The following is a 20,465-nucleotide window of genomic DNA, read 5'->3' on the forward strand; positions in this document are numbered from 1 at the left end:
ATATGCGTATCGGTGACGCGGCGGCAGCGGCGGGAACCTCGCCCCGGGCCCTGCGCTTCTACGAGCAACGCGGACTGCTGCAGCCACCGATGCGCACCCACACCGGGCAGCGGACCTACAGCGCCGCCGACGTCGCCCGGGTGAAGATCATTCGTGAACTGCTGTCGCTGGGCCTGACCATCGACGATGTCGCCGCTCTCAGCGACCACCTTCATCTGCTCGACGGGGACAGGCTGCCTGAACACACCGTTCCCGAGCGCATCCGGCTCCCTGAGGCGAGCGAGACGTTCGGCCGGCGGTTGAAGGTGATCGATGACAACATCGCCAGGCTGACCCGGCTGCGGCAACTGTTGTCCGTCTGCCACGCTCAGCTGGCCGGGCACGCGCCGGGCGCGACGGCGAACATGTCCACCCGTCGTGCCTGACACATCGACCAGCATGTCAGCTGTACCACGACTGACCACGGGCCTTCGGGCAGGGCAGACGATTTATGGCGATGGCCGGCCGATGGAGGGCGAGATCCGAGATTCGAACCTACACATCCGGACAGCAATCTGCCAGTCACTCAAAGTAATTACTCGTGTGCGCGTGCTGTTTCGGTCATGGCGGACGGCATCCCGACGGGCCGTGGGGACTGCGGGAACGGGAGGCGCAGGTCCTGCCAGTGCTCGCGGCGTGCAGGTTCAGTTCACCTGCCCTGCCGCGGTGCTCCACGTCCGCATCCGATCCCGTTCTCGATCGGGCGCGACCTGAGCGTACCAAGGATGCGGCTTTGACCTGCTGATTTCCACTCCCGTCGGCGACGGTGCCTCCGACCACAGCGGACAGTGATCTCTCCTGCAAAACCATCCACTGTGATCTTTCTCGCCCTCGACTTGGGTTCATGATCCACATGACTATTGGCGAAGTGGATGACCATCGGCAGCAACCGCTAGGCGCGAACCGAAGCGGACAGGCTGATGGCCGGGGGTCGGGCGGCGCGGGCAGTCGACGGCTGTCAGGAACAGGGGTCGTGATGCAGGGCATGTCGGTACATGATCGTCTCGCCGGCCAACTCGATCGGCTCTGCCACGTCGTCGGCCTGGACCCGGCCGCCCCGGTGCAACTGCTGTCCGGGGTTCTTGGCGAGCACGGACAGCGGCCGCTCGCGGCGCCTCCGGTCTGGCCGTCCGGTGTCGCCGACGATCACTCACCGATCGAGTTCTCGCTCGCCTACAACGCCTCCGAACCGCCGGCCCTGCGGATTCTCGCCGAGGTGCTCGCACCCGCACCCACCGTGGCGGCGAACATGGCCGCCACCTACGACTTCCTGCATCACCACGCCGAACGGTACGGGTTGTCCACCGGCCGCCTCGACGCCGTTCGCGACCTGTTCGACCACGACAGCCCGTACGGCGACTTCGGGATCTGGATCTCCCTGGTCTTTCGTGCCGGACGACGGCCGGAGTTCAAGGTCTACCTCAACCCCGAGGTGGCGGGCGTCGACCGGGCGCCGGAGATCGTCGCGGAGGCACTGCGGCGGCTGGGGCTCAGCTCGGCGTACTCGGTCATGCTCGACCGCGCCGTGCGCCCCGGCGAGCTCGGCCGCCGCGACCGCCTGACGTTCTTCGCCCTCGACCTGCACGACGGCCCGCAAGCCCGGGTGAAGCTCTACCTGTCGCATCACGACGCCGGGGTGGACGACGTGGCGCGTGCTTCCACCACCGTCGACGGCGTGGACCCCGCCGAGGTGGCCGCCTTCTGCGCGCGCAGCACCGGCACCGCCCGATTCGCAGGGCGACCGCTGGTGGGCAGCTACACGATCACCGAGGGCGCCGGCCGTCCGGTCGGCTACAGCATCTACGTGCCGATCCGTGACTACGTCGACGACGACCAGAAAGCCTACGACCGGATGCGGCCGCTGCTCGACAGCTACGGCTTCGACCGCACGGTGCTCGACCGGGCGATCACGGCGGTCACCGACCGGCAACTCGACCGGGGCGTGGGGCTGCTCGCCCATGTCTCTCTGCGTCTCGGCCCACCCCGGCCGGGGGTGACGGTCTACCTGTCCTCCGAGGCGTACCAGGTCATGCCGCCCCGGCCACTGTCCGTCCCCGCCTGAGGAGTCCTCCGTTGTCGTCGAACCGCATCCCGCTGCCACCGCCGTACCGGATAAAGGTGGTCGAACCGATCCCGTTCCTCTCGCCGCAGCAGCGGCGCGAGGCCATCACCGCGGCCGGGTACAACCCGTTCAACCTGCGCGCCGACCAGATCACGGTGGACCTGCTCTCGGACTCCGGCACCGGGGCGAGCTCGGCCGCCCAGGAGGCCGCCGCCGCGCTCGGCGACGAGTCGTACGCCGGCGCCCGTTCCTTCTTCCGGTTCCGCGACGCGGCGGCCGAGCTGACCGGATACCCCTACCTGCTGCCGGTGCACCAGGGCCGGGCCGGGGAGCGCGTTCTGTTCGCGAACCTGCTGCGCCCGGGGCAGATCTGCATCAGCAACACCCACTTCGACACCACGCACGCCAATGTCGAAATGGCCGGCGCCGAGGCACGCGACCTGCCCTGTCGTGAGGCCGCCGACCTCGACAGCCTGGAGCCGTTCAAAGGCAACATCGACCTCGACGCGCTGGAGCGGACCCTGGCCGGTCCGGACGGCTCACGAGTCGGCCTGGTGCTGATGACGATCACCAACAACGGGCTCGGCGCGCAGCCGGTGTCGATGGCCAACCTGGAGGCGGTCGCGGCCATCTGCCGCCGGTACTCCACGCCATTCTTCCTGGACGCCGCCCGGTTCGCGGAGAACGCCTGGCTCGTGCGGCAGAAAGAGGACGGCTATCAGGACTTGACGCCCCAGCAGATCGCCACCCGGGCCTTCGAGCTCGCCGACGGCTGCCTGATCAGTCTTAAAAAGGACGGCCTCACCGCGATCGGCGGCCTCATCGGGTTACGCGACGAGGAACTGTTCGGCCGCTGCGAGGCCAACCTGATCGCCACCGAGGGCTTCACCACCTACGGCGGGCTCGCCGGCCGCGATCTTGAGCGCTTGGCGCAGGGCCTGCGGGAGGTGGTCGACCCGGCGTACCTGTCGAGCAGGGCCGAGCAGACGGCCCGGTTCGCTCGCATGATCAACGAGGCCGGGGTCGACACCGTGCAACCCGCCGGCATCCACGCCCTCTACCTCAACGCCGGCCGGCTGCTGCCGCATCTGTCTCCCGGTGAATTCCCCGGGCATTCGCTGGTCTGCCAGCTCTACCTCGACGGCGGCATCCGCTCCGCCGAACTCGGGTCGCTCTACCTCGGCGCCCTCGACGCCGATCATCGAGTCGTCACTCCGGCGCCGTTCGAGCTGGTCCGGCTGGCGATCCCGCGCCGGGTCTACACCGAGGAGCATTTCGCGTACGTCGCCGCCGTGCTGGGCGCCATCGCGAAGAATCCGGAGCGGATCCGTGGCTACCGGATCGCCTCGGCGCCCGAGCGGCTGCGCCACTTCAAGGTTCGCCTCGAACCGCTGCCCTGACGACCAGCGGTTCCGCTGCCACTCGCCGCGAGCGGCAGCGGAACCGGCTCTCTCAGAGCGCGGATGGCAGCGGCAGTCGCGACATCGCGTGCCGTACCAGCGCAACCAGAGCCGCTTTGCTCGACGACCGGTCGCGGGCGTCGAGCCACACCAGCGGGACGTCGGCGCCGAGCTCCAGAGCACCACGGATCTCGTCCTCGGTGTAAGGACACTCGCCGAAGAACCGGTTGACCGCGGCGACGAACGGGATCCGCCGACGCTCGAAGTAGTCGACAGCGGCGAAGCTGGTGTCGAGTCTGCGGGTGTCGACCAGCACGATGGCACCGATCGCGCCCTGCGCCAGCTCGTCCCACATGAACCAGAATCGATCCTGGCCGGGGGTGCCGAACAGGTAGAGGACAACGTCCGGGCTGATCGTGATACGCCCGAAGTCCAGTGCCACGGTGGTGGTGGTCTTGGATTCCACGCCGGTCACGTCGTCCACCCCGACGCCGGCCTCGGTGAGCAACTCCTCCGTGGTCAGGGGTGCGATCTCGCTGACCGACCCGACCAGGGTCGTCTTGCCGGTGCCGAAACCACCGGCCACGACTATCTTGACTGAGGTTCGTTTCATCGTTGAGTCCTTGTGACTAGGCCTAGAGCCGTTCGAGGCCGGCTAGGACCGCGCCCAGCAAACCTGGGTCGATGACCTTCTGCTGTGCTGGGGAGCCACTGTCCAGGTAACCCTGTTCCAGCAGCACGTCGACCATCACCTTGACGATTGTCAGAGGAGTGTGCAGGTAGGCGCCGATCTCGGCGATCGAGATCCAGTCCTTGCACCGATCCAGAATCTGGAGATACTCGGGTTCCAGGCGCCTGACGTCCGCCGCGATCGCGATGACCTGGGTGGCTAGATCCAGGCTGCTGTTTCGTGGCGTGGTCCTCCCGTTGACCAGGATGTACAACGGGAGGAACCCTCCGGTCGCTGTTTCGTCGTCGCCGTCCCAGCCGTCAATCATGGCTTGCTGAGGCGTCGGAACCCGGCTGCGCCGACCGGGCCGGCGCGCCCAGGTACTCACCGATCCGGGTGACCAGGCGACTGACCTCGTACGCCACCATCCCCATGTCCACGTCCTGATCACACAGGACGGCCAGGCGCGCGTTCTGCCCGGCGGCCGCGATGAACAGGGTGTGCTCGAGGAACTCGATGATCACCTGCTGGACCGCACCGCTGGAGAAGCGGCGACCGGTACCTGCCGCCACGCTGTACATCGAGGAGGCACCGGCAGCGAGGATCTCCGCCAGCTCCTGCGCCATCGCCGTGGACTTCTGAACGATCAGCCCGTCGGTGGACAGCACGACCACGGAGACGACATGCGGCAACTCGACGAGATCGTCAAGCATCCAGGGCAGTTCGATGGAGGTCGATTTGGTCATGTGTTCCTGCCTTGCTCAGCTGAATTTTCTGTCTCATCACTGTCGGCGGTGCGCCCGGCGGTCCGCCCTCGCTGGTACTGCGCGAAGCGGCTGCGCGCTTCCTCCGGAGATCGCGTCGCGGCGATCTCGTGCGTCGGCTCCTCGGCCGGCGCTTCCTCACGCAGGCCGGGCGCCAGATGTTGCTGCGGCTGCCGGTGCGGCAGTGGTGGCTTGCCGCCCTGTGTGGCGGCCTCGGCGGCGGGCTGATCGCGTGCCTGGACGCCGGGTCCGCTCATGGGGCTCCTTACGGTGTCGCCGGAAGGATCGCCGGCGTCGGGTGTGGCGTCGGACTCGGGTTCGAGCAGAACGACCGCCGATCGGGACATGGCCGGTTCCGTGTCGCCGGCGTGGCCGGGCCCACGGCGAGCGCTGTTGACCGGGGGCACAGCGGCCTGGGCGGCGGTGGCGGTGATGACCTGCTGGCCTCCAGCGTCCGGCGTGCGATCACCGGCGACGAGCAGGCGTTCCGGCAGCAGCACGATAGCGAGCAGGCCACCGTAGGCGGAGCTGCGCAGGTTCACCTGCACGCCCTCCCGCTTCGCCAGCTCGGCCACCACGTAGAGACCGATCTGCGCGCCGTCCTTCAGCTCGACGACCTCGGGCGTGGGCGCGGCGGCGAGCAGTGCGTTGGCCCGCTCAACGGCGTCGGCGTTCATGCCCACACCAGCGTCCTCGATCTCGATGGCGACGCCGTGGTTGACCTTGACGGCGGTGACCCAGACCGTCGTCGAGGGCGAGGAGAACGCCAGCGCGTTGTCCAGCAGCTCGGCCAGCAGGTGGATGACCTCGGCGACCGCGTACCCGACCAGGTTGGTGTCCACCGCGCTGCGCAGGCTGATCCGCTGATAGTTGTGCGCCTCGGCGAAGGAGGCCAGCAGGACCCGGCGCAACGGCATCGGCTTGGAGAACCGCCGGCCGATCTGCCCGCCGGCGAGGATGACCAGGTTCTCGAGGAAACGCCGGGTCTGGTTGAGCTGGTGGTGGATGTCGAAAAGGTGGCTCAGCATCTTCTCGTCGCCGATCTGCCGCTGCAGATCCTCGATCACCTTCAGGCCGCGCTGCAGCGGACGCTGTGGACGCCTCGCGACACCCATGAGCATCGCGGTACCTGCAGCCCGGGCCTTGGCCTCGTCGACGGCGGCTTCGGCGGCGGCCCGCACCGAGCGGTTGAGCACACCCGCCACCTGACCGATCTCGTCGCTGCCGTAGTCCTCCTGGGCGAACTCGACAGCCAGATCGACGGGCTCACGCCCGCGCAGCCGGCCCATGACAGCGGGGAGGCGCTCGTCGATCAGCTTCTCAGCGTCGTCACCCAGCCTCGACAGACGCACCGACAGTGCCCGATCGACAAGGACGGCCGACTGGCGCAACGCCCAGAGGATGGCGCCGACCGCCACCAGCAGCGCCACGAGACTGCCGGCCAGAGCGGTCAGGAGCTGGTTGTTGCCGGTCCGCAGAGTCCGGGCGGAGACCTGATCGGCCTCGTCGATGGTCAGCTCGGACAGTTGCGCGGCGGCCGTACCGGTGAGCTGTGCCCACTGGCGGCGGGCGTCCGCGAGCGCGGCCGGTGTGCCCTTTCGCCAGGCACCGGCCGCGATGATCGCGTTCTCAGCGGCCTGCAGCGCCTGCCATTCGCCGCTGGCTTCGATGGCCTGCAGCCGCTCACGGACCTTCGGCTCCATCTGCGAACGGCTGACCTCGAGCTGATAACGGTAGGCACTGGCCAGGCGGACGAACTCCAGGTACTCGGGGCGGCCCAGGGCGTTGGCGGCGAACGCGCCGTCCATCGTCGACGCGGCCCGTGACATCAGGTCGCTGGCGCGGAACAGTTCCGTGGCGGTGATGCCGCCCTGGGCGGCCACGGCGTCGGGAACAATGCGTGCCTGGTCGTCGAAGAGGTTGGTCGCCGCGTCCAGCAGGTCGTTGTAGAACAAGGACGTCTGCTCGCCGGTGGTGGACTGGGCGTCGACCCCGCTACGGGTGTCCGGCAGCTGGTCGAGGTAGCCGGCCAGGGTCCGCCAGCGCTGCTGGATCGAGCCCGGTGCGGCGGCCAGCGAGTCGTCCGCGACGGCACGAAGTTTCTTCAGCTCGCGGTCGGTCAGCTGCCGCTGGTCGAGCAGCGGTTTGAGATCGCCCGTGGGACGGGCCAGGAACGCGATGCTGAGCCGGCGTTCCTGCTGGATCGAGGAGAGCGCGGTGACAGCGGGGATGGAGACGTCGCGAACCGTGATCGCGACGGTCCGGTTGTAGAAACCTTGGAAAACCAGGTACCCGGAGGCGGTGAACCACAGCAGCAGGGCCACGACACTGGGGACCATGACGAGGCGTACCACGCGTCGCTTGATCGACTGCTGTCGCTTCTTCTGCGGAGGGGTTGCGGTCGACGCCGAGTCCGTGTTGGGATCGGTTCGCGTACTCGCGGGGTCGGCCGGTACAGACGCCAACGTTCATCCAATCTAGGGCAGCATGAGGCATCGATCAGTGTCCTAAGCAGACCGCTGAGATGGATACCGACCCTAGCGTCGTGCTGAGATCCGCACCAGCGAGGATTTTTCGTTTTTGTCCGAGTCGCCCTCCGACCGTGCAGGTCAGCGGATCTTGCTCCGCCAATGAACAATTCGGCATCCGTGTGGCAGCCGCCGTCTCGTCCGCCGCAAGCCGGGGTTCGATACCGGCCAGGCGCAGTCGGCCCGCCGGGTTCGTCAAGCGCATCGGAGCTTCACCTGGCGGGGCCACGGCCTGGGCGCCTGGCTCGTCACCATCGCCCGGAACCTGGTAGCCGGCAAGTCCGGCCGTTATCGCCTCGAGATGACGACCGGCCATGTGCTCAGGAGGCGACGCCGGCGAGAAGGCTGAGGTGTATCGCAACCTAGGGTTGCGCTCGACCTGCCTGCCAGAAACAGAAACGGTGCGGGCAGATGTAGATCTTGCCACGCACCGCTGGGAATCAAATTGTGCTCGAGGGGGGACTCCACCCTTGTGCGGTATTCGTCACATTTTCGGAACTATGGTCAACGATCGCGACGGAATACCTGGTTGCGGCATATTCGCCACCCGAAGTCCGGGGCTTCCGGCCGCGCCCCTGGTTGCGCAGTCGCTCGGACGGGTGGTCGCAGTGGTGAGGGCGGTGCCTACCACCGCTGGTGCCGCGGCTGTCGGCGGAGGACCGGGCGGGCCCCCGGCGCCGGCCGATGTTGCGGGGTCTACCGGTGCAGCGGCCGGCGATGCCGTTGCCAGCACCGCCTCTGGTGTCGAAGCGGGACGCGGTCTTCGGAGTGTGTCTGACCAATCGGCAGGGGGCCGGATCGGGGACCTGACGGTCACGGCCGCGCTGGGCTGGGCGCCGGGGCTGCGGGTCGGGTTCACGGTCACCGACGGCGTGATCGTGGTCGTACGGCACCTACTGGCACAAGGCGGTGGAGGCGCTCGGAATCGGCGTCTGGACGAGGTTCCAGCGACCGAGATCGAGACACCGATCGGACGCCACGCGGAACCGGTCGCCAGGATCACGGCACGGGCGAAGAACTGCTGGTCACCGACCCAGACGGTCTTGAGGCCCTCGGTGCCCGCCTCGGTCGGCTTGTCGGTCAGCTCGACCCGGGTGACATCGTCGGTCAGGAACTCGGCGCCGAACTTCTCCGCCTGCGCCCGCATGTTGTCCATCAGCTCGGGGCCCATGATCCCGTCCCGGTGACCCGGGAAGTTCTCCACCTCGGTGGTGGTCATCAGCGCGCCACCGGAGTTCACGCCCTCGATCACCAGGGGATTCAGGTTGGCCCGGGCCGCGTACAGCGCCGCGGTGTAGCCCGACGGTCCGGAACCGATGATGATCAGATCGCGAATCGACTCCATCAGGAGGCGGGGATCAAGTCGGCGAGCAGCACTTCGATGCGAGCCTTGATCTCGTCACGGATCGGGCGGACGGAGTCGACGCCCTTGCCGGCGGGGTCTTCGAGTTTCCAGTCCTCGTAGCGTTTGCCCGGGAAGACCGGGCAGGCGTCACCGCAGCCCATGGTGATGATGGCGTCGGATTCCTTGGCGGCGTCCCAGGTGAGCTTGGTGGGGGTCTGGTCGGTGATGTCGATGCCGACCTCCTTCATCGCCTCAACGGCGGCGGGATTGATCGTCTCGGCGGGTTCGGACCCGGCGGAGCGGACCTCGACCTTGTCTCCGGCGAGGTGGCGTAGCCAGCCTGCGGCCATCTGGGAGCGGCCGGCGTTGTGGACGCAGACGAACAGAACGGTGGGTTTGGTGTCGCTCATGAGTTGTGTCTTCCTCAGTGGTGGGTGGTGAGCTGGCTGATCAGTTCCTGGACCCGGATGTCGATCTCGTCGCGGACGGCGCGGAGGCCGTCGAGGTCGGTGCCGGGCGGGTGGGGCAGGTCCCAGACCTCGTAGCGGGGTCCGGGTAGCCGGGGAACGGCTTCGCCGCCGCCGGCGATGACGACCACGTCGACGCCGGCCAGGATCTCGGCGGTGATCGGTTTGGAGTAGGCGTCGTCGAGGGTGAGGCCGCGTTCTTCCAGGACGGCGGCGGCGGACTTCGAGACGGTCTGGGCAGGCTGTGAGCCGGCCGAGTGGACCCGCACCGCATCATCCGCGTGGTGGTGCATCAGTGCGGCACCCATCTGGGAGCGGCCGGCGTTGTGGATGCAGATGAACAATACCGACGGCGTCGTCTCGGACGGCGCCAAGGCGGTGAGCCGGTCGGCGGCGAACCCTTCGGCGAGGTCCGGCAGCCGCGGGTCCGCGAAAGCGGTGCGGTGCAGGGTGACGTAGGAATCGGTGACGTAGCGGGCCACGGTCTCGGGCGTATGAATCCCGTCGAATCGGGCGGCCAGCCGGGTGGTGGCCGCCGCGAGCCGTGTCGGAGCATCGGTGTTCATGCGCGGTGGGCCGGGTCGGCGTCGTGGGGCACCACGACGGCGTCGGCGGTGTCGCCGGCGTGTGGGTACAGCGCGGCCAGCAGGCCCACGCCGATGACCAGGCCGATGATCTGGGCGACGACGAAGCCGGGCACCGAGGCGGGGGTGATACCGGCGAAGGTGTCGGTGAAGGCGCGGCCGATGGTCACCGACGGGTTGGCGAAGCTGGTCGAGGAGGTGAACCAGTAGGCGGCGCCGATGTAGGCGCCGACCGCGGCCGGGGCGACCGAGGTGCGGCCGGACCGGCCGAGGGCGAAGATCAGCAGGAGCAGGCCGACGACGGCGACGATCTCACCGAGCCACAGGTTGCCGGCGGCGCGTTCCTTAGTGGACATAGTTACGGGGGCCAGGTCGAACATCAGGTTCGCCAGGATCGATCCGCCGATGGCTCCCAGGGTTTGCGCTACGGCGTACCCACCGAGGTCTTTGATGGTGAGGCCGGTGCCCGAACGGCGGCCGAGGAACCAGTCGGCGGCCGAGACCACCGGGTTGAAATGGGCGCCGGAAACGGGACCGAAGGTCAGGATCAGCGCGCCGAGGGCGAATGCGGTGGCGACCGAGTTCTCCCGCAGTTGGAGGCCCACGTCGTTCGGGGACAGGGTGGTGGCCATGATGCCGGAGCCGACGACTGCGGTGACCAGGAGCATCGTGCCGAGGAACTCGGCGAGTAGCCGCCGCCAGAGGGTGATCAAGAGGGTGACTCCGGTTCAGTTGGTGATGGTCAGTTGGTCGAGCAGTTGATGGACCCGGCGTTCGAGGTCGTCGCGGATCGGACGGACCTGCTCGGGCGTCAGGTCGGCGGGGTCGTCGACGTCCCAGTTCTCGTAGCGGGTGCCGGGGAAGACGGGGCAGGCGTCGCCGCAGCCCATGGTGATGACCACGTCGGCGGCGCGGACGACCTCGTCGGTCCACGGTTTCGGGTATTCGCCGCGGATGTTGATGCCGCGTTCGGCCATGGCGGTGATCGCGGACGGGTTGATCGCGACGCCGGGTTCGGAGCCGCCGGACCAGGCGATGGCGCGGTCACCGGCCAGGGCGGTGAAGAAGCCTAGGGCCATCTGGGAGCGGCCGGCGTTGTGGGTGCATAGGAACAGCACGACCGGTTTGCCGTCGACGTGGTGGCCTTCGACTCGGGCGAGGGCCTGTAGGCGTTGGCGCGCGAAGCGTTCGGCCAGCAGCGGCAGGTAGTTCGGGATGGTGTGGGTGGTGGCGAACTGGTCGTAGCTGGTGTGCAGAAACCGCTCGATGGTCTCCGGGCCGTAGATGCCGGTGAACTCACCGGCCAGGCGGACGGCGGCGGTACGCAGGGCGAGTTCCTGGTCGACGGAGATGTCGAGCAGGTCGGGGTGGATGAGGTCAGCCATGGTCGGCTCCGGTGTTGAGGACGGGTGCGATCCGGTCGATGCGGTCGGCGAGGTCGGTGTAGGCGGCCTCGAACGCCTCGTCGGTGTCGACGCGGGCCGGGTCGGGAACGGACCAGTGCAAACGGGGCCGGATCGGGCCGGTGAGGTCTTCGTGGGCGTTGTCGCAGACGGCGATGATCAGGTCGCCGTCGTGGACCACGTCGTTGACGTGGTTGGTGCCGGTCGGGTCGAGGGCGAGGCCGTGCTCGTGGGCGATGCGGACCGCGCGGGGGTGGACCCGCTGGGCGGGAATGGTGCCGGCGGAGGCGACCGGGCCGCCGATGCGGTCGCGCCACAGGGCCGCGGCGAGTTGGGAGCGGGCCGAGTTGTGGGTGCAGACGAACACCACCCGGTCCGTCGTGTTCAGGCGTGGCGCGGTGAGCGATGACAGCACGCCAGGGATGAGGCGCAGATAGGTGCGGCGGCGGTCGCCCTCGGACCGGGTGCGCACGAGCAGGCCGGCCTCTTGAAGAACCTTGACGTGGTGGGCGACCAGGTTGGTGGGCATGGCGAGGTCGGTGGCGATCTCGCCAGGGGAGGCGTCGCCGAGGGTGAGGGCATCGACGATGGCGAGGCGGGCGGGGTCGCCTAGGGCGGCGTGCATCCGGGCCCGTGCCACCAGCGACGAAGGTTCGGCATTCATTGACTCAATAATTGCTGAGTCATCCTGGTTGCGGCAAGCGAACAGCTGGTGAACGAGGTGGTCTGAGCGTTGGGTGCCGACTCGGCGCCTGCTGTAGCCGACTTCGAGGTCGCTCGAGGCGTTCGGTTTCCGGGCTTGCATCCGGTACCGGGGTACAGGCTTACCGACGAGGGCATGACCGCCGATGACCTGGCTTGGGCGCCCGAAGCGTGCATCCTGCCGACCGCCGACGTCCGCTGCGGGTGGCCGAGTTCGACGACCTGTTCGCCACCTCGATGCGTGACCAGCAACGGCTGTCGCCGACCCGGCTGCGCTGGCGCCTCGATCCGGCGGCCGAGGCGACCGCCCGGGCTTGACCCGCCGGGAGTCGGCCTGCTGTTCCTTCTCCTCGTTCACTTTCATCACCGAGACCGACACCCTGTTGCTGAACGTCGAAGTCCCCGCGGCACACGTCGTGGTGCTCGGCGCCCTCGCCGCACGGGCGGCTGCCGGGACGCGGCAGGGAGCGGATTGCGCAGCAGTCAGGTCGCCGCTGCGGCCGGGGTGAATCTGCAGACGCTGCGTTACTACGAGCGCCGTGGCCTGCTGGCCGAACCGGACCGCACCCTGGGCGGGCACCGGCTGTATCCGGCCGAGACGATCACCGTGAAGGTGATCAAGGCGGCGCAGCGGCTCGGGTTCACCCTCGACGAGGTCGCCGACCTGCTCGAGACCGGCGGGCATCACCGCCACTCGTCGGTCGCCGGGTGGCGTGCCCGTGCTGTGGCGAAGCTGGCCGAGGTGCAGCAGAAGATCGATGACTTGCAGGTGATCGCGGCGACACTGCGGGCCGCTGTCGACGCCGGTTGCGACGACCTGGTCGCCTGTGCCGGGCAGCCGTGCTGCCCGATCCCGTTCGCCACGATCGCCGTAGGAGCCCCCGATGCCGACCCTCGTTGACCGCATCTTCCGTTCGGGGCTGGCCGGTCCCGCTGGGGCCGCGTGCGCGGCGTGCTGCCTGATTCCGGTGCTGCTGGCCGCCGGGATGCTCTCCGGCGCGGGCTGGGCCGCGGCCGGGGCGTGGATGCCGGGCATCGCGATCGTGCTCGCGGTGTCTGCCGGTGCCGCATGGTGGTGGACCAGCCGCCGACGCCACCGCAACGGCTGCGCGGGTGGGACCTGCGTGTGCAGCACTCCATGACCACAAGGTCCGGTGCCGGCCGCATGGGGTGCCGGGCGTGACCGTCCGGCGTTCTCTGCTGCTGTTCGTCCTCGCCGCTGTCGCCGAGATCGGCAGCGCATGGCTGATCTGGCAGGGCTGGCGCGAGCACCGTGGCCCGTGGTGGATCGCCGGTGGAGTGATCGCGCTCGGGATTTACGGGTTCGTCGCCGCGTTCCAGCCGGACGCGAACTTCGGGCGGATCCTGGCCGCCTACGGCGGAGTCTTCGTCGCCGGTTCGTTGATCTGAGGCATGCTCGTCGACGGGTTCCGCCCCGACCGGTGGGACCTGATCGGCGCGGTATCTGCCTGCTCGGTGGCCGTCGTCATCATGTACGCGCCCCGGGCCGTCATCGGCTCGTGATCGACCGCGCGGCGGTGCTCAGTCGATGGTGAGCAGGCCGGCCAGCTGCCGCATGATCACGGGCCGGGCCCGGTAGTAGACCCAGCTGCCGCGGCGTTCGGCGTCTACCAGTCCTGCCTCGCGCAGCGTCTTCAGGTGATGGGAGATGGTCGGCCCGGACAGGTCGAACGCCGGAGTCAGGTCGCACACGCACGCCTCGCCGCCGTCCGCGGACGCGATCATCGACATCAGCTGCAGCCGGACCGGGTCACCGAGTGCCTTGAACGCCGGTGCCAGGACCGTGGCCGTCTCTGCCGGGATACGGCTCTGCGCCAGCGGCGGACAGCACGGGGCGTCCACGGTGAGGTCGGTGAGCGCAAGCGACACGGCTGATTTCGACATGCGCCTAGGTTGACACTTATCTAAACCGCGTGCAACTCTTGGTTTCGAGAAACATCGAATTCGACAGGTGTCGAGGCGAGTGCAGGGGTTCACCATGTTCCGTTTCACCCGCCGTACCCGCATCGCCGAGGGCGTCCGCTTCTGTGACGGCTGCGCCGAGGTCACCACCGCCGACCAGCACGCCACCCGCCACTGCGAACGCGCCCGCATCCACTGGCCGCCGCTCGGCCTGCCCCGCTGACCACCCCATCCCAACGAAGGAGCACGACGATGAACGACGCCACCAGCACCACCCCGGCCGCCGGCGGCTTCACCGGCGACCCCGCCGCCGCCCTCACCGTCGCCGGCACCAGCGGCTGCTGCGGCAACCCCGCCCAGGCGACTCTCACCCTGCCCGACCCGGCCGCCGCGACGGGCGGCCCGTGTTGCGGCACCACCGCCGAAGCCGAACAGGCCGGATCCTGTTGCGGCACCACCGCCAAGCAGCAGGCCGTTGCCACCGGACAAGGCTGCTGCGGATGAGCGGCCCGCCGGCTCCGACCACCGCACCCGCCGGACTGGACGCCCTGCTCGACCGGGTGTCGGACGAACGGATGGCCACCACCGTCACCGCGCTGGCCGCAGACGCCTTCACCGGCCGCCGCGTCGGCAGCCCCGGCGGCACCGCCGCCGGGACCTGGCTGGCGGACCTGCTGGCCGCGACGGGCGCGGCCGTCACTCGGGACACGTTCACCGTCGGCAACGTGCCGCAGGTCTACGCCCCGCCCGGGGTGTCATGGGAGCAGGGCGGGCAGGTGGTGCCGCTGGGGTTCGGCAGGGACGTCGCCGTACACCTGGCCTCCGCTGACCGGCCACAACCCCTGCGCGCACCACTCGGGACCGCCGGTTACGGCGATCCGGGCGGCCGGTGGCTGCTCGTCCCGTCCGGGATGAGCCTGTTCGACGCCTACGGTCACGCCGACGGCGCGGCCGGGCTGCTGCTGGCCCGCGGGGTGGACACCGACGGATGGCACTACACGATGCTGGCCGGACCGAACCCGGGACCACTGCCGGTGCTGTCGATCGAGACCGGCCTGCACCAGCGGATGACCGACGCCGCCCACCGCGCCGACCATGACACGACGCTGACCGCGACCACTCCGATCCGCCGCACCGAGGTGACCGCGACCAATCTGCACGCCCGCTACCGGATAGCCGCGCCCGGCGGCGTGGATCTGCTGCTCACCGCCCACTACGACGGTGTCGGCGACCACCCCGGCCTGCGCCAGCCCGCAGCCGCCGACAACGGCAGCGGCGTTGCGGTCGTCTGTGAGGCCGCCCGGCTGCTCGCCGCCGTCCTGCCCGACGGGATCGGGCTACAGGTGGCGCTGCTGGATGCCGAGGAGACCGGTGCGCTCGGCTCCGCCCATCACGCCCGCTACCTCACCGACGCGGGCGAGCGCCCGTTGGTACTCAACGTCGACGGCGCCGGACACTTGAAAACGGCTGCGGCCGTGGAGGCCGGCGGACCCGCACACGGCTTGCTCGCGGTGCTGGACCAGGCCGCCCGTCACGTCGGTCTGCCGCTGGTTGCGGGGCCGGTGGCCTCCGACAACCGCCGGTACGCGGCCGCCGGGCTCGCCGCCGTCGGCATCGGCGCGGGCATGGCCGGCTACCACAGCCCGGCCGACACCCCGGACCGCGTCGAGAACGCCACCCTCACGACAGTGTGTCGCCTGATCGTGGCAACCGCCTGGCTCGCCGCCGCCACACCGGCTACTCTTTTATCGTTGATCGGCGATGAACGATGAAAAATGTGGTGGCGAATGGCAGACCTGCTGAACCGGACGATCGCGGAGGAGTACGCGTCGTGGTTCCGGGCGCTCGCCGACCCGTCGCGGGTCCAGATCGTGGAGTACCTGGCTCGCCAGGACCGCCCGATGCCGGTCGGCGAGATCGTCGCCGCGGTCGGGCTGGCCCAGTCGACGGTCTCCCAGCATTTGAAGATCCTCAGCGACGTGCGGTTCGTGCTGGTGGAACCGGTCGGCAACGCCCGCCACTACCGGATCAACGCCCGCTGCATCGACTGCTTCCCGTCCGCCGCCGACGTCGTGATGGGCAGGCCGGCCCCACAAGCCACCGGGGGCTGCGGATGAGCACGATGATCATCCGGCCCCTGCAACCCGGTGACGCCGGTACGGTGCTGGCGATCTATCAGGCCGACCTCCACAGCGGCGACTCCAGCTTCGAGATCACGGCACCCACCTGGCAGGCGTTCGACGCGGCGCGACTGCCCGCGCACCGGCTGGTGGCGGTGGACGACGAAGGCACGGTTCTCGGCTGGGTCGCCGTCTCACCGGTGTCCACCCGCCCCGTCTATGCCGGGGCCGTGGAGCGTTCGGTCTACGTCGACCCGGCCGCGCAAGGACGTGGTGCCGGGCGGGCGCTGCTCACCGCGCTGATCGCCTCCACCGAGGCGGCCGGGATCTGGACGATCCAGTCCGGGGTGTTCCCGGAGAACACCGCCAGCCTCGCCCTGCACACCGCCTGCGGCTTCCGCGCCGTAGGTGTCCGCGAACGTGTCGGCCGCCACCGGGCACACGCCGACCGTTGGCGCGACGTCGTCCTGCTCGAACGCCGCAGCCCGCACATCAACTGAGCACTCATCCCGCCCGAGAGTGGCCGGATCCCACCCAGTGATTTCGATATTCATCAAGACAGGGGTTCTCTCGTGACCAGCAACTTCCCCGAACTGCCCGTCGTGATCATCGGCGCAGGCCCGGTCGGGCTCGCCGCCGCCGCGCACCTGAGCGAACGCGGTCTACCGTTCCTCGTCCTGGAAGCAGGCGACAACCCGGCCGCGGCGGTCCGCGACTGGGGCCACGTGCGGCTGTTCTCGCCGTGGCGGTTCAACATCGACCCGGCCGCCGCCCGGCTGCTCGACCACGACGGCTGGGTCCGCCCGGACGACGACAAACTGCCCACCGGCGCCCAGCTCGCCGCCGACTACCTGCAGCCGCTGGCCGACCTGCCCGCGATCAAGCCGAACGTCCGCTACGGGTCGCGGGTCGCCGCGGTCACCCGGCTCGGCCTCGACCGGGTCCGCAGCCTCGGCCGCGAAGCCACCCCTTACCTGGTCCGCCTCGCCGACGGCGGGGACATCCTCGCCCAAGCCGTCATCGACGCCTCCGGCACGTGGACCACCCCCAACGTGCTGGGTGCCTCCGGCATCCCCGCGCACGGCGAGACCGCCGCCGCGGGATTCGTCGAGTCGGCTCTGCCGGACGTGCTCGGCAGCGACCGGGGCCGGTTCGCCAGCCGGCACACGCTGGTCGTCGGCGCGGGCCACTCCGCCGCCAACACTTTGCTCGCCCTCGCCGAACTGGCCGAGCAGGCTCCCGGCACTGGTGTGAGCTGGGCGATCCGGGCCACCAGCCCGGCCCGCACCTACGGCGGCGAGTCCGCCGACGCTCTCCCCGCCCGCGGAGCACTCGGCTCCCGGCTGCGCGAACACGTCGAGAATGGCACGATCACCCTGTACACCGGCTTCTCCATCGACCGTGTCACCGCCGACGGTAGCCGGGTGGAGGTGTCCGACGGCGAACGGTCGGTCACCGTCGACCGGATCGTGTCGGCGACCGGGTTCCGACCCGATCACACGATCACTGGCGAGCTGCGCCTGGACCTCGACCCGATTCTCGGCTCGACCCGGGCGCTGGCGCCGCTGATCGACCCGAACGAGCACTCCTGCGGCACCGTCCCGCCGCACGGCATCGACGAACTCACCCACCCCGAGCCGGGCTACTTCGCCATCGGCGTGAAGAGCTACGGCCGGGCCCCGACCTTCCTGCTCGCCACCGGTTACGAACAGGCCCGCTCCGTCGTCGCCGCCCTGGCCGGCGACTGGGACGCCGCCCGCGACGTGCAGCTCGACCTGCCCGAGACCGGTGTCTGCAACAGCAACCCCGTCGAGGGCGACGACACCATCGCCGCCGGAGGCGGCTGCTGCGGCGGGCCCGCCCCGGCCGCCGTGGAGCCGGCCGGACGTGGCCTGGCCACCGGCATCGCCGGAGGGCTGCTCACCGCCCCGCTCAACCTGATCACCCTCGGCGACAAGCCCGCCGAAGGACAGACCGGCGCCTGCTGCTGACCCGCATGAGCACCACGAACCCGCCGGCCGCCGTCCGCGGCCGGCGGGTGTCGCACGGCTGGTGGATCGTCGCCACCTTCGCCGTCACCCAGACCATCGGCTACGGCAGCCTCTACTACGCCTTCGCCGTCCTGCTCCACCCGATCGCCGCAGACCTGCACACCTCGCCCGCCGTGGTGACCGGGGCGTTCACCACCGCGATCCTCGCTCAGGCCGCAGCCGCCATACCCGTCGGCAGATGGCTCGACCGGCACGGCGGCCGCGCCCTGATGACAACGGGCACCATCCTCGGCACCGGCATGCTCGTCGCCTGGTCGCAGACCCGTACCGTGTGGCAGCTGTATCTGATCTTCGCCGGGCTCGGCGTGGCGATGGCGATGGCACTCTACGAGGCCGCCACCCCCGTCCTTGTCTCCTGGTTCGACGCCACACGACGTCCGAAGGCGATCCTCGGGATGATCGTCGTCGCCGGGTTCGCCAGCACCATCTTCATGCCGCTGACCGGCTGGCTCACCGACCGGCACGGCTGGCGTACCACCCTGCTGATCCTCGCCGCCGTCTACGGCAGCGTCGCCACCCCGCTGCACCTGCTCGTCGTCCGCCGCCCACCCACCGCCGCACGCTCAGCACGGCATGCAACCTCTGCGCACCGCCGGACTCTGATCGGGGCCGCGATCCGAGACCGCCGATTCTGGTGGCTCGCCTGCGCGTTCGTCGCCCACGCCGCCGCGATGACGACCATGACCGTCCACCTCGTCGGCTACCTGATCAGCCGCGGCCACCCGGCCACCTTCGCCGCGACCGCTGCGGGACTGCTCGGCGTCCTGTCGGTCACCGGCCGGCTCCTGCTCACTGCCACCGGCCGCCGCCTCCGCCTGCACCGCCTTGTCGCCGCGATCTTCGCGTTGCAAGCCGCCGCTGCATTCAGCCTGCCGGTGCTCGCCGGCACCCGCCTCGGAGCGGTCCTCGCCGTCACCGCCTTCGGGCTCGGCTTCGGCATCTCCAGCCTCGCCACCCCACAACTACTCGCCGACCGCTACGGAATCACCGCCTACGCCAGCATCGCCGGCACCCTCGCCGCGTTCGTCACCCTCGCCAAGGCCGGAGCGCCACTCGCCGCCGCCAGCCTGCTCAGCAGCTCTGGCGGATACCTGATCGCCCTTGCCACCATCGGCAGCGCCTGCCTGGTCGCCGCCGGAGGCATCCTCGCCCGTGCCGCATCACCGAGACCCGCACCGGTCGAAGCCGTGTCATCCACCGCCAGACCCGGCTGACGGCTCAGAGCACCGGCACCGGCTTCGTACGGGCCAACACCAACGCCACTGGCACACATGTCCCGTACATGATCAGCCCGTACGCCAGAACCGTGAGCACCACGGTCGGTGTCGCGGCGGCCGCGAAGAACAGGGCCAGTGTCAAGTTGCGTACCCCGGTTGTCATCGCCAACGCCCGTCGCTGCGGCACTGATGCCGGCCATCGCAGCGCCACCGGTGTCATGCTGACGGCCACCAGCACCGCGATCACCGCGACACCCGCCCAGCCGACCTGCGGCAACCGGCCCACACCGGTGACCAGGAAATACACGACCAGACCGGCGAGCAGCACGTCGGCCACCCGCCGTGCCACCGGATGGACCCGCTGCGCGACCTGTGGCCGCGCACGGCGCAGCCACATCCCCACTGCCAGCGGCACCACCTGACCGAGCAGCCCACCGCCCACCACCAGCAGGCCCACACCACCCGCCGGAACCACACTCTGACCGACGGCCGTCGCCCATACCGGACCCGCCACCAGCCCCAGCGGGCCCAGCAGCACCTGCAGACCGGTGCTGACCGCCAGGTCACCGCGAGCATGCAACGTCAACAACGCGCCCGTGCCACCGCCCGGAGCCGCGGCGGCCAGCACCACCCCGAGCGCCACCTCCGGCCCCAACCCCACCGTGGTGACCAGGGCTACTGCCAAGCCCGGAAGGACGACGACGTTCGCCGCCACCGCGAGCATCACCAGGCCACGCCGCCGCACAAGGGTGCGGAAGTCGTCAACGGTCGCTGCCGTGCCGACGGCCAGCATCGACGCGACCAGCAGGACCGCGACCACCGCCGTGCTCACCGCGCCGCCGCGACATGACGGCCGCCGCGATGCAGCAGCTGGTCGAGCACGAACGCGGCGTCGCGGCCGGCACCGCGCAGCGTCGCCGAGGCGAAACTGCGTTGCCGTTCCAGGCCCACGAAACCCAGCCCGGGAAGCACCATCGACACCCCGCCATCATGCAGCGGCACGCCCTGCTCGTCGACGGCACCGGTGCCGGCCAGATACGGCAGATCCGGGCGGTAGCCGGTGGCCAGCAGCACCACGTCCACCGGCTCGCTAGTTGTACTGGCCACGGACGTTGGTAACGCTGCGGAAGTCCTGAAATAGGCGAGGACCTCCGGGTGAGGTGGAGCTGTCTAAGGTTCCGTTTCACCCG

23 protein-coding genes and 4 pseudogenes are annotated in these 20,465 nt (G+C 69.7%); 15 read left to right on the forward strand and 12 right to left on the reverse strand.

All coding sequences use genetic code 11. The features are described 5' to 3' along the window. Nucleotides 1-2: 2 nt before the first annotated feature. The 3 genes from CLV67_RS48720 to CLV67_RS48730 all read left to right on the forward strand — a co-directional run bounded on the left by CLV67_RS48720 (nt 3) and on the right by CLV67_RS48730 (nt 3,501). Nucleotides 3-425: a MerR family transcriptional regulator gene (locus tag CLV67_RS48720; protein WP_106330816.1), complete on the forward strand. Its 423-nt coding sequence runs from the start codon at nt 3-5 to the stop codon at nt 423-425. Between the two features lie 599 nt (nt 426-1,024). Beyond that, on the forward strand, nt 1,025-2,101 hold the full coding sequence (locus tag CLV67_RS48725) for a tryptophan dimethylallyltransferase family protein (protein ID WP_239166960.1): 1,077 nt from the start codon (nt 1,025-1,027) through the stop codon (nt 2,099-2,101). A gap of 11 nt (nt 2,102-2,112) precedes the next feature. Continuing rightward, nucleotides 2,113-3,501, forward strand: coding sequence for a tryptophanase (locus CLV67_RS48730; RefSeq protein ID WP_203737860.1), 1,389 nt, complete (start codon nt 2,113-2,115; stop codon nt 3,499-3,501). Nucleotides 3,502-3,553: 52 nt separating this feature from the next. Here the strand turns inward: CLV67_RS48730 and CLV67_RS48735 are convergent, their stop codons facing one another. From CLV67_RS48735 to CLV67_RS48750, 4 genes are read right to left on the reverse strand one after another with little or no spacing between them, the layout of a single operon-like run. Continuing rightward, nucleotides 3,554-4,114 (reverse strand): GTP-binding protein, encoded by a 561-nt coding sequence (locus CLV67_RS48735; protein WP_106330818.1) that lies wholly within the window; start codon nt 4,112-4,114, stop codon nt 3,554-3,556. A 22-nt stretch (nt 4,115-4,136) separates the two neighbouring features. Further along, complete coding sequence (locus tag CLV67_RS48740) at nt 4,137-4,499, reverse strand: DUF742 domain-containing protein (RefSeq protein ID WP_106330819.1); 363 nt, start codon at nt 4,497-4,499, stop codon at nt 4,137-4,139. Next, nucleotides 4,492-4,917, reverse strand: a complete 426-nt coding sequence (locus tag CLV67_RS48745; RefSeq protein ID WP_106330820.1) for a roadblock/LC7 domain-containing protein — start codon at nt 4,915-4,917, stop codon at nt 4,492-4,494. Before CLV67_RS48745 ends, CLV67_RS48740 begins: the two co-directional genes overlap by 8 nt. Next, on the reverse strand, nt 4,914-7,289 hold the full coding sequence (locus CLV67_RS48750) for a sensor histidine kinase (protein WP_249037995.1): 2,376 nt from the start codon (nt 7,287-7,289) through the stop codon (nt 4,914-4,916). The genes CLV67_RS48745 and CLV67_RS48750 overlap by 4 nt, the downstream gene beginning before the upstream one ends. A gap of 382 nt (nt 7,290-7,671) precedes the next feature. Between CLV67_RS48750 and CLV67_RS48755 the strand changes: the two are divergent. Further along, nucleotides 7,672-7,809, forward strand: a pseudogene (locus CLV67_RS48755) (ECF subfamily RNA polymerase sigma factor, BldN family); the annotation flags it as partial. Nucleotides 7,810-8,424: 615 nt separating this feature from the next. Here the strand turns inward: CLV67_RS48755 and CLV67_RS48760 are convergent. From CLV67_RS48760 to CLV67_RS48785, 5 genes and pseudogenes are all read right to left on the reverse strand, one after another. Then, nucleotides 8,425-8,808, reverse strand: a pseudogene (locus CLV67_RS48760) (NAD(P)/FAD-dependent oxidoreductase); the annotation flags it as partial. After that, nucleotides 8,808-9,218 (reverse strand): arsenate reductase ArsC, encoded by a 411-nt coding sequence (locus tag CLV67_RS48765; RefSeq protein ID WP_106330821.1) that lies wholly within the window; start codon nt 9,216-9,218, stop codon nt 8,808-8,810. The pseudogene CLV67_RS48760 and the gene CLV67_RS48765, both read right to left, overlap by 1 nt. A gap of 14 nt (nt 9,219-9,232) precedes the next feature. Next, nucleotides 9,233-10,527, reverse strand: a pseudogene (locus CLV67_RS54925) (arsenate reductase/protein-tyrosine-phosphatase family protein). 60 nt (nt 10,528-10,587) lie between these two features. Continuing rightward, on the reverse strand, nt 10,588-11,244 hold the full coding sequence (locus CLV67_RS48780) for an arsenate reductase ArsC (RefSeq protein ID WP_106330823.1): 657 nt from the start codon (nt 11,242-11,244) through the stop codon (nt 10,588-10,590). Next, nucleotides 11,237-11,926 carry an arsenate reductase/protein-tyrosine-phosphatase family protein gene (locus CLV67_RS48785; RefSeq protein ID WP_106330824.1) on the reverse strand — a complete coding sequence of 230 codons (690 nt, stop codon included), beginning with the start codon at nt 11,924-11,926 and terminating at the stop codon, nt 11,237-11,239. Before CLV67_RS48785 ends, CLV67_RS48780 begins: the two co-directional genes overlap by 8 nt. A 209-nt stretch (nt 11,927-12,135) precedes the next feature. Between CLV67_RS48785 and CLV67_RS54090 the strand changes: the two genes are divergently transcribed. From CLV67_RS54090 to CLV67_RS48805, 4 genes and pseudogenes are all read left to right on the forward strand, one after another. Further along, nucleotides 12,136-12,282: a hypothetical protein gene (locus CLV67_RS54090; protein ID WP_239166959.1), complete on the forward strand. Its 147-nt coding sequence runs from the start codon at nt 12,136-12,138 to the stop codon at nt 12,280-12,282. Between the two features lie 154 nt (nt 12,283-12,436). After that, nucleotides 12,437-12,865, forward strand: coding sequence for a MerR family transcriptional regulator (locus CLV67_RS48795; RefSeq protein WP_106330825.1), 429 nt, complete (start codon nt 12,437-12,439; stop codon nt 12,863-12,865). Then, complete coding sequence (locus tag CLV67_RS48800) at nt 12,849-13,106, forward strand: hypothetical protein (RefSeq protein ID WP_106330826.1); 258 nt, start codon at nt 12,849-12,851, stop codon at nt 13,104-13,106. Before CLV67_RS48795 ends, CLV67_RS48800 begins: the two co-directional genes overlap by 17 nt. 37 nt (nt 13,107-13,143) lie before the next feature. Beyond that, a pseudogene (locus tag CLV67_RS48805) lies at nt 13,144-13,488 on the forward strand (YnfA family protein). A gap of 18 nt (nt 13,489-13,506) precedes the next feature. Here the strand turns inward: CLV67_RS48805 and CLV67_RS48815 are convergent. Next, complete coding sequence (locus CLV67_RS48815) at nt 13,507-13,869, reverse strand: ArsR/SmtB family transcription factor (RefSeq protein WP_106330828.1); 363 nt, start codon at nt 13,867-13,869, stop codon at nt 13,507-13,509. Between the two features lie 67 nt (nt 13,870-13,936). On the opposite strand from CLV67_RS48815, the gene CLV67_RS52510 reads away from it, so the two are divergent. The 7 genes from CLV67_RS52510 to CLV67_RS48845 all read left to right on the forward strand — a co-directional run bounded on the left by CLV67_RS52510 (nt 13,937) and on the right by CLV67_RS48845 (nt 19,272). After that, nucleotides 13,937-14,110, forward strand: coding sequence for a hypothetical protein (locus CLV67_RS52510; protein WP_170154296.1), 174 nt, complete (start codon nt 13,937-13,939; stop codon nt 14,108-14,110). Nucleotides 14,111-14,139: 29 nt separating this feature from the next. Further along, entirely contained in the window at nt 14,140-14,391 is a 252-nt protein-coding gene (locus tag CLV67_RS52515; protein ID WP_170154297.1) for a hypothetical protein, read from the forward strand. Beyond that, nucleotides 14,388-15,659 (forward strand): M28 family metallopeptidase, encoded by a 1,272-nt coding sequence (locus CLV67_RS48825; protein ID WP_170154298.1) that lies wholly within the window; start codon nt 14,388-14,390, stop codon nt 15,657-15,659. Before CLV67_RS52515 ends, CLV67_RS48825 begins: the two co-directional genes overlap by 4 nt. Before the next feature lie 15 nt (nt 15,660-15,674). Beyond that, complete coding sequence (locus CLV67_RS48830; RefSeq protein ID WP_106330829.1) at nt 15,675-16,004, forward strand: ArsR/SmtB family transcription factor; 330 nt, start codon at nt 15,675-15,677, stop codon at nt 16,002-16,004. Next, on the forward strand, nt 16,001-16,507 hold the full coding sequence (locus CLV67_RS48835; RefSeq protein ID WP_106330830.1) for a GNAT family N-acetyltransferase: 507 nt from the start codon (nt 16,001-16,003) through the stop codon (nt 16,505-16,507). Before CLV67_RS48830 ends, CLV67_RS48835 begins: the two co-directional genes overlap by 4 nt. Nucleotides 16,508-16,579: 72 nt before the next feature. Next, nucleotides 16,580-17,998: an NAD(P)-binding domain-containing protein gene (locus tag CLV67_RS48840; protein WP_106330831.1), complete on the forward strand. Its 1,419-nt coding sequence runs from the start codon at nt 16,580-16,582 to the stop codon at nt 17,996-17,998. A 5-nt stretch (nt 17,999-18,003) separates the two neighbouring features. Then, nucleotides 18,004-19,272, forward strand: coding sequence for an MFS transporter (locus tag CLV67_RS48845; protein WP_106330832.1), 1,269 nt, complete (start codon nt 18,004-18,006; stop codon nt 19,270-19,272). 4 nt (nt 19,273-19,276) lie between these two features. Here the strand turns inward: CLV67_RS48845 and CLV67_RS48850 are convergent, their stop codons facing one another. Together CLV67_RS48850 and CLV67_RS48855 are read right to left on the reverse strand one after the other, a co-directional pair. Next, entirely contained in the window at nt 19,277-20,107 is an 831-nt protein-coding gene (locus CLV67_RS48850; RefSeq protein ID WP_106330833.1) for a hypothetical protein, read from the reverse strand. Next, nucleotides 20,104-20,382 (reverse strand): NAD(P)/FAD-dependent oxidoreductase, encoded by a 279-nt coding sequence (locus CLV67_RS48855; RefSeq protein ID WP_211304176.1) that lies wholly within the window; start codon nt 20,380-20,382, stop codon nt 20,104-20,106. Before CLV67_RS48855 ends, CLV67_RS48850 begins: the two co-directional genes overlap by 4 nt. Between the last annotated feature and the right edge of the window lie 83 nt (nt 20,383-20,465).

This window comes from Actinoplanes italicus, from assembly GCF_003001815.1.
GTDB classification, from domain to species: Bacteria; Actinomycetota; Actinomycetes; order Mycobacteriales; family Micromonosporaceae; genus Actinoplanes; species Actinoplanes italicus.

What these genes read in the sequence shown, in the direction of transcription:
- CLV67_RS48825 (WP_170154298.1), top strand. Translation starts at nt 14,388, where the DNA reads ATGAGCGGCCCGCCGGCTCCGACCACCGCACCCGCCGGACTGGACGCC.
- CLV67_RS48785 (WP_106330824.1), bottom strand. Translation starts at nt 11,926, where the DNA reads ATGAATGCCGAACCTTCGTCGCTGGTGGCACGGGCCCGGATGCACGCC.
- CLV67_RS48830 (WP_106330829.1), top strand. Translation starts at nt 15,675, where the DNA reads ATGGCAGACCTGCTGAACCGGACGATCGCGGAGGAGTACGCGTCGTGG.
- CLV67_RS48780 (WP_106330823.1), bottom strand. Translation starts at nt 11,244, where the DNA reads ATGGCTGACCTCATCCACCCCGACCTGCTCGACATCTCCGTCGACCAG.
- CLV67_RS48800 (WP_106330826.1), top strand. Translation starts at nt 12,849, where the DNA reads ATGCCGACCCTCGTTGACCGCATCTTCCGTTCGGGGCTGGCCGGTCCC.
- CLV67_RS52515 (WP_170154297.1), top strand. Translation starts at nt 14,140, where the DNA reads ATGAACGACGCCACCAGCACCACCCCGGCCGCCGGCGGCTTCACCGGC.
- CLV67_RS48835 (WP_106330830.1), top strand. Translation starts at nt 16,001, where the DNA reads ATGAGCACGATGATCATCCGGCCCCTGCAACCCGGTGACGCCGGTACG.
- CLV67_RS48725 (WP_239166960.1), top strand. Translation starts at nt 1,025, where the DNA reads ATGTCGGTACATGATCGTCTCGCCGGCCAACTCGATCGGCTCTGCCAC.
- CLV67_RS48735 (WP_106330818.1), bottom strand. Translation starts at nt 4,114, where the DNA reads ATGAAACGAACCTCAGTCAAGATAGTCGTGGCCGGTGGTTTCGGCACC.
- CLV67_RS48845 (WP_106330832.1), top strand. Translation starts at nt 18,004, where the DNA reads ATGAGCACCACGAACCCGCCGGCCGCCGTCCGCGGCCGGCGGGTGTCG.
- CLV67_RS48720 (WP_106330816.1), top strand. Translation starts at nt 3, where the DNA reads ATGCGTATCGGTGACGCGGCGGCAGCGGCGGGAACCTCGCCCCGGGCC.
- CLV67_RS48765 (WP_106330821.1), bottom strand. Translation starts at nt 9,218, where the DNA reads ATGAGCGACACCAAACCCACCGTTCTGTTCGTCTGCGTCCACAACGCC.
- CLV67_RS48740 (WP_106330819.1), bottom strand. Translation starts at nt 4,499, where the DNA reads ATGATTGACGGCTGGGACGGCGACGACGAAACAGCGACCGGAGGGTTC.
- CLV67_RS48745 (WP_106330820.1), bottom strand. Translation starts at nt 4,917, where the DNA reads ATGACCAAATCGACCTCCATCGAACTGCCCTGGATGCTTGACGATCTC.
- CLV67_RS48815 (WP_106330828.1), bottom strand. Translation starts at nt 13,869, where the DNA reads ATGTCGAAATCAGCCGTGTCGCTTGCGCTCACCGACCTCACCGTGGAC.